Origin of the sequence: Limnohabitans rimovensis (SeqCode), from assembly GCF_965234775.1 — a bacterium.
Lineage (GTDB): Bacteria > Pseudomonadota > Gammaproteobacteria > Burkholderiales > Burkholderiaceae_C > Limnohabitans > Limnohabitans rimovensis.
On the sequence record NZ_OZ248562.1, the window covers coordinates 751,151 to 764,697 of the forward strand.

9 protein-coding genes are annotated in these 13,547 nt (G+C 53.4%); 8 read left to right on the plus strand and 1 reads right to left on the minus strand.

From position 1 onward, the window contains the following. Nucleotides 1-81 precede the first annotated feature (81 nt). From AC8GFZ_RS03680 to yoaA, 7 genes are all read left to right on the plus strand, one after another. Nucleotides 82-1,980: a propionate--CoA ligase gene (locus AC8GFZ_RS03680; RefSeq protein ID WP_506642447.1), complete on the plus strand. Its 1,899-nt coding sequence runs from the start codon at nt 82-84 to the stop codon at nt 1,978-1,980. A 179-nt stretch (nt 1,981-2,159) separates the two neighbouring features. Then, a complete protein-coding gene (locus tag AC8GFZ_RS03685) occupies nt 2,160-5,039 on the plus strand; it encodes a 2-oxoglutarate dehydrogenase E1 component (protein ID WP_506642449.1) in 2,880 nt (959 codons plus the stop codon). Between the two features lie 58 nt (nt 5,040-5,097). Then, complete coding sequence (odhB, locus tag AC8GFZ_RS03690; RefSeq protein ID WP_506642451.1) at nt 5,098-6,345, plus strand: 2-oxoglutarate dehydrogenase complex dihydrolipoyllysine-residue succinyltransferase; 1,248 nt, start codon at nt 5,098-5,100, stop codon at nt 6,343-6,345. Nucleotides 6,346-6,355: 10 nt separating this feature from the next. Further along, on the plus strand, nt 6,356-7,783 hold the full coding sequence (lpdA, locus tag AC8GFZ_RS03695) for a dihydrolipoyl dehydrogenase (protein ID WP_506642453.1): 1,428 nt from the start codon (nt 6,356-6,358) through the stop codon (nt 7,781-7,783). A 121-nt stretch (nt 7,784-7,904) separates the two neighbouring features. Beyond that, a complete protein-coding gene (zapE, locus tag AC8GFZ_RS03700) occupies nt 7,905-9,002 on the plus strand; it encodes a cell division protein ZapE (RefSeq protein WP_506644217.1) in 1,098 nt (365 codons plus the stop codon). Between the two features lie 10 nt (nt 9,003-9,012). After that, entirely contained in the window at nt 9,013-9,579 is a 567-nt protein-coding gene (locus tag AC8GFZ_RS03705) for a hypothetical protein (RefSeq protein WP_506642455.1), read from the plus strand. After that, on the plus strand, nt 9,576-11,645 hold the full coding sequence (gene yoaA / locus AC8GFZ_RS03710; protein WP_506642457.1) for a DNA repair helicase YoaA: 2,070 nt from the start codon (nt 9,576-9,578) through the stop codon (nt 11,643-11,645). The genes AC8GFZ_RS03705 and yoaA overlap by 4 nt, the downstream gene beginning before the upstream one ends. Here yoaA and AC8GFZ_RS03715 read toward each other — a convergent pair. Continuing rightward, the gene (locus tag AC8GFZ_RS03715; RefSeq protein WP_506642459.1) at nt 11,617-12,429 is read right to left on the minus strand and encodes an outer membrane protein assembly factor BamD; all 813 of its coding nucleotides are present in this window, start codon (nt 12,427-12,429) and stop codon (nt 11,617-11,619) included. The genes yoaA and AC8GFZ_RS03715 overlap by 29 nt on opposite strands. Before the next feature lie 39 nt (nt 12,430-12,468). Between AC8GFZ_RS03715 and AC8GFZ_RS03720 the strand changes: the two genes are divergently transcribed. Next, the gene (locus tag AC8GFZ_RS03720; protein WP_506642461.1) at nt 12,469-13,476 is read left to right on the plus strand and encodes an RluA family pseudouridine synthase; all 1,008 of its coding nucleotides are present in this window, start codon (nt 12,469-12,471) and stop codon (nt 13,474-13,476) included. The last annotated feature ends 71 nt before the right edge of the window (nt 13,477-13,547 follow it).

The window sequence follows — 13,547 nt, forward strand, 5'->3', positions numbered from 1 at the left end:
GGACACGCGGTTGCAAAGGGTTCGCGTCAGCTGAGTGAAAGAGGCGGATGCCCATAATCAGGCTGCATAAAAAATGGAGACATGCCCGTGAATCAATACGCCCATTTTTACCAAAAATCATTGAGCCAGCCAGAAGCATTCTGGCGTGAGCAAAGCTTGCTGATCGATTGGAAGACTTCACCCCGCGAGGTCTTGAATTATCAAAATCCGCCATTTGCAAAGTGGTTTGCTGGTGGCACCACCAATTTGTGCCACAACGCGGTTGATCGCCATTTGCCCGCGCATGCCAATTCGCCCGCCTTGATTTTTGTATCGACCGAGACGGATGTCGAAAAGGTCTACACATTTGAGGAGCTGAGCCAAGAGGTTCAAAGAATGGCCGCCATCTTGCTCAGCTTGGGCGTGACCAAGGGTGACCGGGTATTGATTTATATGCCCATGATCGCTGAAGCGGCCTTTGCCATGTTGGCTTGTGCGCGCATTGGTGCCATTCACTCAGTTGTGTTTGGCGGCTTTGCATCGCATTCTTTGGCCACCCGCATAGATGACGCCACGCCGCTTGTGGTCATCAGTGCCGATGCGGGCTCGCGAGGCGGAAAATTGGTGCCCTACAAGCCCTTGTTGGATGAGGCTATCTCCTTGAGCCATCATCAACCTGATGCCGTGTTGATGGTGAATCGAGGTCTGGTTGCCTACAGCGCTCATGCCGAGCGCGACCACGACTATCAGGGGTTGCGACAAACCCACATAGATGCAAAAGTAGATTGTGTGTGGGTCGACAGCACCCACCCCAGCTATACCCTGTATACCTCGGGCACCACAGGAAAGCCCAAGGGTGTTCAACGTGATACCGGGGGTTATGCAGTTGCGCTGGCTGCCAGCATGAAGCATATTTTCAATGCAAAGGCAGGGGAAACCTATTTTTCGACCAGCGATATTGGCTGGGTGGTGGGGCACAGTTACATCATTTACGGGCCTTTGATGGCGGGCATGGCCACCATCATGTATGAGGGATTGCCCATCCGTCCAGACGGCGGCATCTGGTGGAAATTGGTTGAAAAGTACAAAGTGAACATCATGTTCAGCGCGCCCACTGCTGTGCGTGTCTTGAAGAAACAAGACCCCGCTTTTTTGTCCAAATACGACTTGTCTAGCCTGCGCGCCCTGTATTTGGCGGGCGAGCCCCTGGATGAGCCAACGGCTCAGTGGATCTCAAGCAGCTTGGGTAAACCCATCATCGACAACTATTGGCAAACGGAAACAGGCTGGCCAGTCCTCACCGTGCCCCATGGGGTTGAAAATTTGCCCACCAAATTTGGCAGCCCTGGCGTACCCATGTATGGCTACAACATCAAACTGTTTGACGAAAACACCGGTGAGGAGCTGGTCGAACCTCATCAAAAAGGGGTGGTCGCCATTGAGGGGCCTCTGCCGCCTGGGTGCATGCAAACAGTCTGGCAAGATGATGAGCGGTTTGTTAAAACCTATTGGACCAGCGTTCCAGGCAAACAAGTCTATTCCACCTTCGATTGGGGGATTCGGGATGAAGATGGCTACTATTTCATATTGGGCAGAACCGACGATGTGATCAATGTTGCAGGCCATCGATTGGGCACCCGTGAGATTGAAGAGAGCATATCCAGCCACCCCAATGTTTCTGAAGTTGCGGTGGTTGGCGTTGCTGACGCACTCAAAGGCCAAGTGGCCATGGGATTTGTGATTCCCAGAGACACCAGCGAGCTTCAAACTGCGGCTTCTAAGTTGAGTTTCGAGGGTGAAGTCATGAAACTGGTGGATTCGCAGTTGGGGGCAGTGGCCAGGCCTTCGCGGATCTTTGTGGTGTCTGCTTTGCCCAAAACCCGCAGCGGAAAATTGTTGCGGCGTGCATTGCAAGCCGTTTGCGAGAAGCGCGATCCGGGCGACTTGACCACCATGGAAGACCCTGGCGCCTTGGAGCAGATCAAGCATCAAGTCGGCTGACCCTTGTTGGCTGCCCATGGTTTTCCCCCGCGGGTTGTGGCCTCAAAATCAATGGCACAATCTGATCCGTACTTAGGCCCTTCCCAGCCACAGTCGCATCCGCCAATCGGTTTAGCCGTGTCGCGGAAGGTTTTTTTCAACCAGCTTATGCGCCCTCAAGGGGTGCGGAGGTCAGCGAAATGAGTGATCCATCTCAGGGCGGAACATCCGTCTATCAATCCTATTCTGGCAACACCTACCTTTTTGGTGGTAACGCCCCGTACGTCGAAGAGATGTACGAAAACTACCTCACCAATCCCGGCAGCGTTCCAGATTCTTGGCGCTCATATTTCGATGCTTTGCAGCATGTGAATGCGGTTGACGGCAGTCAAGCCAAAGATGTGGCCCATTTGCCAGTAGTGAATGCATTTGCTGAACGTGCCAAAGCCGGTGGAACGCGCGTGGTCATGGCCAGCAACGATCTGGAGATGGGGCGCAAACGCACTGCAGCCCAGCAACTGATCGCAGCCTATCGCAATGTGGGACAAAGGTGGGCCAACTTGGACCCCTTGCAACGCACAGAGCGCCCGAATATTCCGGAGCTTGAGCCGTCCTTTTATGGCTTTTCTGACGCCGATCAAGAAACCATATTTGACACCAGCAATACCTTTTTCGGCCGGGATCGGATGAGCTTGCGCGAGCTGATCAACGCACTGCGTGACACGTATTGCGGAACTTTGGGCCCAGAGTACATGTACACCTCGGACATGACGCAAAAGCGCTGGTGGCAGCAAAAGTTGGAAAGCATTCGCAGCAAGCCCAATTTCACTGCGGAAAAGAAGAAACACATCCTAGATCGTCTGACAGCCGCTGAGGGCTTGGAGCGGTTTTTACACACCAAGTACGTCGGCCAAAAACGTTTCTCACTCGAAGGCGGAGAGAGTTTTATTGCGGCCATGGATGAGTTGATTCAAGGTGCCGGTGCCCTGGGCGTCCAAGAGGTGGTGATTGGCATGGCCCATCGGGGCCGACTGAATGTGCTGGTCAACACCATGGGCAAGTTGCCCAAAGATTTGTTTGCTGAGTTTGATCACACTGCACCGGAAGAGTTGCCTTCTGGCGATGTGAAATACCACCAGGGCTTTAGCTCTGATGTGACCACCCCTGGCGGCCCAGTTCACCTTTCTCTGGCATTCAATCCCTCGCATTTGGAAATTGTCAATCCCGTGGTGGAAGGGTCCGTTCGCGCCCGCATGGACCGCCGCGGCGATCCCAAAGGGGACCAGGTACTGCCAGTCTTGGTGCATGGCGATGCCGCTTTTGGTGGGCAGGGCGTGAACCAAGAAACCTTGGCCTTGGCCCAAACGCGTGGCTACACCACCGGTGGAACCGTTCACATCATCATCAACAACCAAATTGGTTTCACCACCTCTGACCCCCGAGATATGCGGTCTTCTGTGTTTTGCACAGACATCGTCAAAATGGTGGAAGCCCCTGTGTTGCATGTCAATGGCGACGATCCAGAGGCCGTTGTTTTGGCCACCCAACTCGCTTTAGAGTTCCGAATGGCTTTCCGACAAGACGTGGTGGTGGACATCACCTGCTTCAGAAAATTGGGGCACAACGAACAAGACACCCCCAGTCTGACCCAGCCGTTGATGTACAAAAAAATCTCTGCGCATCCGGGCACTCGCAAACACTATGCCGACAAATTGGCCACCCAAGGCTTGGGCAGCCAACTGGGTGACGACATGGTCAAAGCCTATCGGCAGGCTTTGGATGAGGGTCGACACACCTCGGACCCCGTTCTGACCAACTTCAAAACCAAATTCACGGTGGATTGGTCGCCTTACTTGGGTAAGAAATGGACCGATGCGGGGGATACGGCCATTCCTCTTGCGGAATGGAAGCGTTTGGCTGAAAAAATCACCACCTTGCCAGCCTCCATAACCCCGCATCAATTGGTCAAAAAAGTTTATGACGATCGCGCTGCCATGGGGCGCGGTGACATCCCCGTCGATTGGGGCATGGGCGAGCACATGGCGTTTGCGTCTTTGGTGTCCTCTGGCTACCCCATCCGCTTGTCCGGTGAAGACTCGGGGCGAGGCACCTTCACGCACCGCCATGCCGTTGTTCACGACCAAAATCGTGAGAAATGGGATATCGGCACCTACGTGCCCTTGGAAAACGTCAACGAAAAGCAAGCGCCCTTTGTGGTGATCGACTCCATATTGTCTGAAGAAGCTGTCTTGGGTTTTGAGTACGGTTATGCATCCAACGACCCCAACACTTTGGTGATCTGGGAGGCTCAGTTTGGCGACTTCGCCAATGGTGCTCAAGTGGTGATTGATCAGTTCATTGCCTCTGGCGAGGTGAAGTGGGGCCGTGTGAACGGCATCACTTTGATGCTGCCCCACGGCTATGAAGGCCAAGGCCCCGAACACAGTTCGGCCCGGGTGGAGCGCTTCATGCAATTGGCCGCAGACACCAATATGCAAATTGTCCAGCCGACCACTGCCAGCCAGATTTTCCACGTGCTGCGTCGTCAAATGGTGCGCAATTTGCGTAAGCCTTTGATCATCTTCACACCCAAGTCTTTGTTGCGAAACAAAGATGCCGCGTCCCCTGTGTCTGAGTTCACCAAGGGCGGATTCCAAACCATCATCCCTGATAACGCCGATCTCAAAAATGACAAGGTCAAACGCATATTGGTGTGCTCGGGCAAGGTTTACTATGACCTGGCCAAAAAGCGTGAAGAAAAAGGGCATGACGATACGGCTATTTTGCGTTTAGAGCAGTTGTACCCATTCCCGCACAAAGCTTTTGCCAGCGAATTGAAGAAATACCCCAACGCGGCAGAGATTGTCTGGTGTCAAGACGAGCCGCAAAACCAAGGTGCGTGGTTTTTCATTCAGCACAATATCCACGAAAACATGCTGGATGGGCAAAAGTTGGGTTACGCAGGACGTGCGGCTTCTGCCTCACCTGCGGTCGGCTATTCACACCTGCATCAGGACCAGCAAAGGGCTTTGGTGGATGCGGCTTTTGCCAAGCTCAAAGGCTTCGTCCTGACGAAATGAAATCAAGCGAGAGCCCCTGCTGAGGGCCCGCTTCAAAAACCCATCTTAGGAAAAACACATGTCGATCGTAGAAGTAAAAGTTCCGCAATTGTCCGAATCAGTGGCTGAAGCCACGATGTTGCAATGGAAAAAGAAGGCTGGGGATACGGTATCTGCCGATGAAATTTTGATTGAAATTGAAACCGATAAGGTTGTTTTAGAGGTGCCCGCCCCCGCGGCTGGCGTGTTGTCTGAAATTTTGGTGGCAGATGGCGGCACTGTCATTGCTGAGCAATTGATTGCGCGCATTGATACCGAAGGCAAAATGTCCGTATCACCAGCTTCCGCCCCGGCTTCTGCTGCTTCTTCGGCGGCCAAACCGGCCAGTGCACCGGCGGATACGAGCAAAGCCCATGTGGCCATGCCGGCTGCAGCCAAACTGATGGCCGATCATGCTTTGCCAGCGGGCTCTGTTGCTGGCAGTGGCAAAGATGGGCGGATCACCAAAGGCGATGTATTGGGCGCGGTGACCAGTGGTGCCAAGCCTGTTGTCGCATCACCCATTCCGACGGGGATCGTTGCGACGGCCTTGCCTCAAGTGGCCGGACCCGCGGTGGACTTGGGCGATCGACCCGAACAACGGGTACCCATGAGCCGCTTGCGGGCCAGGGTGGCCGAGCGCTTGTTGCAATCGCAATCGACCAATGCGATTTTGACCACCTTCAACGAAGTCAACATGGCGCCAGTGATGGAAATGAGAAAGCGTTTCCAGGAAAAGTTCGAAAAAGAGCATGGGGTGAAGATTGGCTTCATGAGTTTCTTTGTCAAAGCAGCTGTCCATGCTTTGAAAAAATACCCGGTTCTCAACGCCTCCGTGGACGGCAATGACATCGTTTACCACGGCTACTTTGACATCGGGATTGCGGTGGGTTCTCCCCGGGGTTTGGTCGTGCCCATTTTGCGCAATGCCGACCAAATGAGTTTTGCTGAAATTGAAAAGAAGATTTCGGAATTTGGCGCCAAGGCCCGCGATGGAAAGCTCGGCATTGAGGACATGACTGGCGGTACCTTCTCCATCAGCAATGGTGGTGTTTTCGGTTCCATGCTGTCGACACCCATCATCAACCCGCCTCAGTCGGCCATTTTGGGTGTCCACGCCACCAAAGACAGGGCTGTCGTTGAAAATGGTCAAGTGGTGGTTCGCCCGATCAATTACCTGGCCATGTCCTACGACCACCGCATCATTGACGGCCGTGAAGCTGTTTTAGGTTTGGTTGCCATGAAAGAAGCGTTGGAAGACCCAGCACGTTTGCTCTTTGACATTTAAGGTAATCAACATGAGCAAACCATTCGACGTCATCGTCATCGGCGCAGGGCCTGGTGGCTACATCGCCGCCATCCGCGCAGCCCAGTTGGGTTTTCAAGTCGCCTGTATCGATGAGTGGCAAAACGCCGCCGGTGGCCCAGCCCCTGGCGGCACTTGTACCAATGTGGGTTGCATTCCCTCCAAGGCCTTGCTGCAGTCGTCCGAGCATTTTGACCACGCCAACCACCACTTCGCCGAGCATGGCATCACAACCACCGGCGTGAAGATGGATGTGACGCAAATGCTCAAGCGCAAAGACACCGTGGTCAAGCAAAACAACGATGGAATCTTGTTCTTGTTCAAGAAAAACAAGATCACGTTTTTCCATGGACGCGGTGCTTTCGCCAGCAAGTCGGATACAGGCTATGAAATCAAGGTGTCTGGCAAAACGGAAGAATCCCTGACGGCCAAACACATCGTCATCGCCACCGGCTCCAGCGCCCGTGCCTTGCCCGGCACACCGTTTGACGAGGTCAACGTGCTGTCCAATGATGGCGCGTTGCGCGTGGGCGCTGTGCCCAAGAAATTGGCGCTCATTGGGTCCGGCGTGATTGGTTTGGAAATGGGCTCGGTGTGGCGTCGCTTGGGCGCGGAGGTCACCATTTTGGAAGGCCTGCCCACTTTCCTCGGCGCAGTGGACGAACAAATCGCCAAAGAGGCTAAAAAAGCGTTTGACAAGCAAGGCTTGAAGATTGAGCTGGGTGTCAAGGTCGGCGAGATCGTCAATGGCAAAAAAGGTGTGACGGTGAATTACACCAACGCCAAGGGCGAAGCGGTCAAGTTAGATGCAGACAAACTCATCGTCAGCATTGGCCGTGTGCCCAACACCACCGGCTTGCACCCAGATGCAGTGGGTTTGGCGCTTGACGAACGTGGCGCCATCGTGGTGGACGCCGACTGCAAAACCAACTTGCCTGGCGTGTGGGCGGTGGGCGATGTGGTGCGTGGCCCCATGCTGGCCCACAAAGCCGAGGAAGAGGGCGTGGCGGTGGCCGAGCGCATTGCCGGGCAACACGGTCATGTGAACTTCAACACCATCCCTTGGGTCATTTACACCAGCCCTGAGATCGCTTGGGTGGGACGCACCGAGCAGCAACTCAAGGCCGATGGCGTGGCATACAAAGCGGGCACCTTCCCGTTCTTGGCCAATGGCCGTGCCCGTGCCTTGGGTGACACCACCGGCATGGTGAAGTTTTTGGCGGACGCCACAACCGATGAAATCTTGGGTGTGCACATGGTGGGCCCGCAGGTGTCGGAATTGATTTCCGAAGCCGTGGTGGCGATGGAGTTCAAGGCCAGTGCCGAAGACATTGCCCGCATTTGCCATGCCCACCCCAGTTTGAGCGAAGCCACCAAAGAGGCGGCTTTGGCAGTTGATAAAAGGACGCTTAATTTCTGAGCATTGCAGCGGTGACCAAGACCCGCCTTTTTAGGCGGGTTTTTTTTGGACCTGCCAGGGCTTGGTCTGTGGCTGTCAAGGCTTGAAAGCAATGCAGCTCAGGGCACAATCGGAACCCATCATGTCTGTTCACCTAATTTACCTTCAAGAATTGGCCAATCGTGGTCATGTGAGTGACCCCGCACAATTGCGTGCGGTGGCAGCTTTGGATCGTTGCGCCAACGATTGGTCTGTGTACAAAAACAAACGATCCAATGCTTTTAAAAAGCTGATCAGTCGGCCTGAAATTCCACGGGGCGTTTACATGTATGGCGGCGTAGGGCGAGGAAAAAGCTTTCTCATGGATTGTTTTTTCAATGCTGTGCCGATTGAGCGAAAAACGCGATTGCATTTTCATGAATTCATGCGTGAAGTGCATCGTGAATTGCATGAGCTGCAAGGCACAGTCAATCCCTTGGACGAGTTGGGAAAACGAATGTCCCAGCGTTTCAAATTGATATGCTTTGACGAATTTCACGTGGCCGACATCACGGACGCCATGATTTTGCACCGCCTCTTGGATGCCATGTTCAGCCATGGTGTTGGATTTGTCACCACATCCAATTTCAAGCCCAATGATTTGTACCCAGATGGCTTGCACCGCGACCGTATTTTGCCAGCGATTGCCCTTTTGAATGAGAAATTGGAAGTGGTTCACATGGACAACGGAACCGACTATAGGCAGCAAACATTAGAACAAGCCAATCTTTACCACACTCCCTTGACGCCAAGTGTGACCTTGGCGATGTCTGACACCTTTGTCCGTTTGGCTGAATGTGCAGACCAAGACCCTGTGTTGCGCATTGAATCCAGAGATGTTCGTGCCTTGAGACGCGCTGGAGGTGTGGCTTGGTTCGATTTCAAAACCTTGTGTGGCGGCGCGCGCTCACAAAACGATTACTTGGAGTTGGCGTCCCAGTTTCACACCATTTTTCTCAGCGATGTGCCTCAGATGCCCATGCGAATGGCCTCTGAGGCCAGGCGCTTCACTTGGCTCATCGATGTTTTATACGATCGGCGAGTCAAGTTGATCATCTCGGCTGAGGTGGCTCCAGAACTGCTGTACATCGAAGGGCCCCTGTCCCATGAATTTCCCAGAACTGTTTCAAGGCTTCAGGAAATGCAATCCTCAGAGTACTTGGCTATGGAGAGGCGACTTGTTGACACGGCGCTCACATGAGATCGCTGCCATGACACCGGTCTTGAAAGGCTGTCGGATAGTTTTGGTTCTTGCTTTTCTTTGCCCTGTCTGTGCTTGGAGTGAGTCGCCAATCGGACATGAAGCCGACTATTTGGTTAAACAACGGGCTGCACAAGAAAGATATGAAAAGTCACTTCGGCTTTGTTATCAGAAATTTGCGGTGTCTGATTGCAAGCAAGAAGCTACAGCGGTGCTCAATGCTGAATTGAGTCCACTCAAAAAAAGCGAAGCTGAGCACATGCAAAGGATTCGCGCTCAAAATACCCAAGAAAAAATGCAAAGCCTGGCCAAGAAGGCACCCACATTACCAAATGAAGTCGCAAGCAAGGCGTTGCCCAAGCCCATGTCCGATGTCCAAATGCCTTTGCCGACAAAGAAAGTCACAGCTGCTGATCCAGGTGCTGGAACGAACTCAAAATCTCCTCAAGAAGAACATGTGCAGCGCAAGAGGTTTGAAGAAAAACAACTGCGCGCTCAACAACATCGTGACGCTGTTGAAAAGCGTTGGGTGGATAAAAAGGGGTTGATAGCCTCTGAAATCTCAACATCGCCATGACCCAGGAGTCGGATTCCCTGCGCCACCATTCTGGGATTCAAGCTCAGGCTCAGGGGTCACTCACTGAACAAGTGGTCAAGGCCTTTGGCGCAAACGGCTTGCTGTCCAAGATGCCTGGACACTTTCTTGTTAGACAAGGTCAGACTGAAATGGCTTTGGCGGTGTCCCGTCAAATTGAGCAGGGCGGATCCCTGGTGGTTGAAGCGGGTACCGGTGTGGGTAAAACATACGCCTACTTGGTTCCGGCTTTGATGAGTGGCGAGCGTCTTTTGCTGTCTACCGCAACCAAAGCTTTGCAGGATCAACTTTTTGACCGTGACTTGCCGACATTGATTGATGCGCTGGGCTTACCCATCCGTTTGGCATTGCTGAAAGGCCGATCCAACTATTTGTGCACCCACCGCATGCGTCAGCACATGGGACAAGAAATGCATACTGACCGGAATGGTCGAGCACACATGGCCATCATTGTCAATTGGGCGCAACAAACCCAAACCGGCGATTTGGCCGAGGTGGACGGGTTGGACGACCGTTCTCCCATCATTCCCATGGTGACGTCTAACCGGGAAAATTGCTTGGGGTCCAACTGTCCCGATTTCAAATCTTGCCATGTGTTGGAGGCCAGGCGCAAAGCCATGGCCGCAGATGTGGTGGTGGTCAATCACCATTTATTTTTTGCAGATATGGCCATTCGCGAAGCCTCCATGTCTGAGTTATTGCCTTCTGTGCGGGTGGTCATTTTTGATGAGGCGCACCAACTGAACGAAACGGGCGTGGCATTTTTGGGCAAAGACTTGTCGAGCGCCCAACTGATCGACTTGCGGCGCGATGTTTTGGTAGCTGGATTGCAAATGGCACGTGGATTGGCCGACTGGAATGGTTTGTGCAGCAGTTTGGAAAAAGCGGCCCGTGATTGGCGGTTGTCCCTGCCTCAGCAAATTGCAGGGGGTCGGCTGGGCTGGGATCAAATCTCTCCACTGGGTTGTCACCCGCAACTCTGGCAGCAAGTCATGCAAGATGTGGGCGTGGCTTTGGCCCATTTGATGTCGGCTTTGGACTCTGTGAGCGAAATTGCTCCTGACTTTGTTCGCTTGTATGAACGGGCCAATGAATTGGCGCGCAGGGTTGATCAGTTTTTACAACCGGCTGAGGCTGCCGCCGTGCGTTGGATTGAAGCAGCCGGGCAAATCAAATGCGTTGAATCACCCTTGGACATTGCCGATGCTTTCAGCACGGAGTTGAACAAAGCCTCACCAGACGCCAGCGAGGGGACGTTGCCCAAGACCTGGATATTCACTTCCGCCACACTGGGAGATGAGCCTTCGTTGAATTGGTTCACCGAGCCCATCGGTTTGATTGGCGCAACTGTCATGCGCGTTGCCAGCCCATTCGATTACCAGCGCCAAGCCTTGTTGCACATCCCCGCGAACTTTCCCAAACCACTTGATCCAAATCACAGCCTGGCGGTGGCCAGTCTCGCAGCAGAAGGAGCCCGCCGATTGGGTGGCCGCACCTTGGTCTTGACCACCAGCTTGAAAGCTTTGTCTGTGATTGGAGAGGAACTCATCCAAGTGCTATCCGATGTTTCGAGCATCGAGGTATTGCAACAAGGCCAGTGGCCGAAAAGACGGTTGATGGAACGTTTTCGCCAGGGCAGCGATGGGGGGGCGCCAGGTTGTGTTTTGGTGGCCTCGGCCAGCTTTTGGGAGGGCTTTGATGTCCCCGGCCAAGCCTTGCAATTGTTGATCATTGATAAATTGCCTTTTCCCTCCCCCGTTGACCCACTGGTCAAAGCCAAGGGCAACAGGCTACAGGTGCAAGGGAAAAATGCATTTTCAGATCATTCCTTGCCTGAAGCCATCGTGGCTCTGAAACAAGGTGCAGGACGTTTGATCCGACACGAAACCGACCGGGGTGGCTTATTGATTGCGGACAACCGCTTGCTGAGCGCGTCTTATGGGCGGCGCATATTGGCGGCGCTGCCGATGATGCAGCAGATTGCTCAGACCGATGATTTCTGGGACGCTCTGGTGAGCATCACCACAGCTTCCACCAAGGCTTCTTGATAGGGTCTGCAGTGGGGGCGACTTTCACAATCGGTTTTCCCAATAATGGGCTGTTGGGAAAATTCTTTTCCAATATTCGTTTGTTGTCGTCCCTCAGTGCACTCAGGCCCAGGGTGTCGTAGCAACGCATCAATATGCCCAAGGCCTCCTCGATGGACTCCGACGTCGGGAAGTCTTGCACCACGGTTTGAGCCCGGTTCACAGCAGCGACACACGCACCTGTTCTCAAATAATATTTGGCCACATTCAACTCTGACCTGGCCAATGTATTCACGATGTATTGCATTCTGGCAATGGAGTCAGTGGCGTAACGAGATTCAGGAAAGCGTGTCACCAACTCTTTGAATGCTTCGAAGGATTGGCGAGCAGCCATTTGATCGCGCTCCGACAAATCGGGCTTCAAAATGCCCCCGAGTAAACCCAGGTCGTCATTGAAATTAATCGTGCCTTTCAGGTACAAGGCGTAATCCAAGGCGGGGTTCACGGGGTTGAGTCGAATGAACCGATCTAAAGTGGCCACAGCCAATATCGGTTCGTTATTTTTATATTGCGCGAAAGCTTTTTCCAGTTGTGCCTGTTGCGACAAAACAGTACCTGCCGCACGCCCCTCGAGCTTGTCATAAAGGCCGATGGCCTTTTCATAGGCACCAGCCGCCATTTCATCCTTGGCTTCCGCGTGCAGTTTTTCAACGGTCCATCCAACCGTGGGGTCGTCATTCGATGCGCAGCCCCCCATCAACCACAACAGGGCCATTAAGCTCGATAATCTAAAGAATCTCAACATTCATACACCTTGTCTAACTTGACTCGCCCATTATCGATCATGTCAAACCCAGCCACGGCCGCCACGGAGGGCTTGGTGGAAGAGGATTTGTTGGATGGCCCAGATCCTGAAGGGACAGAGGTTGAATGGCGGCAAATACGCATCACGCCCGATCAACATGGGATGCGTTTTGATCTGGCTTTGTGCCAAGCGCTGAAAGACTTCTCTCGCAGCTTTGTCGGGCAGCTCATAGCAGACCAAAGGGTTCGCCCCTTAGAGGGTTTATCGGCTTTCAAACCATCCTCCAAAGTCAAGTTTGGGCAAGGTTTTGAAGTAGAGATCAGACCCACATTGCAAAGCCAGGCTTTTCAAGCGCAAGAAATGGCGATTGAAACCGTGTATGTGGATGACCATTTGCGCGTGATTTACAAGCCTGCTGGATTGGTGGTTCATCCAGCGCCGGGGAATTGGTCAGGCACCTTGCTCAATGGCTTACTGGCCTTAGACCCTTCTTCGTGGCACATACCCAGGGCGGGGATAGTTCACCGTCTGGACAAAGACACCAGTGGGTTGATGGTCATTGCGCGCAGCCGTGCTTGTATGGATGCCTTGGTGAGTTTGATATCAAAGCGTCATGTGCATCGGCAGTATTTGGCTTTGACGCATCGATCTTGGCAAGGTGGTGGGCGAGATGTTGATTTGCCGATTGGCAGAGACCCGCGCCAGCGTTTGCGCATGGCGGTGGTCGACTTGTCGAGGCATCCCGGAAAAGTCGCTCAAACCCACGTCGCCTGTTTGGCCCGCAACGAAGATGTCAGTTTGCTTCATTGCACCTTGTCAACCGGTAGAACCCATCAAATTCGGGTTCACTTGTCCCATTTGGGCCACCCACTGGTCGGGGATACGCTCTATGGTGGAAAAGTCAACTCGAACATACAGCGCCAAGCCTTGCATGCCCATAAACTGGGGTTTATCCACCCCATGACCGGTGAAAATTGCGAGTGGCAATTGCCTTTGCCGCCAGACATGCGCCAGGCTGTTTCTGCCATGGGCCTCAGCTACAATTGACCTCGGTTTGATTAAACCCCGCCCTCGGCTTCTGAAGATATTAAAGCCATCTTTATTCACGGTTTTTGCCC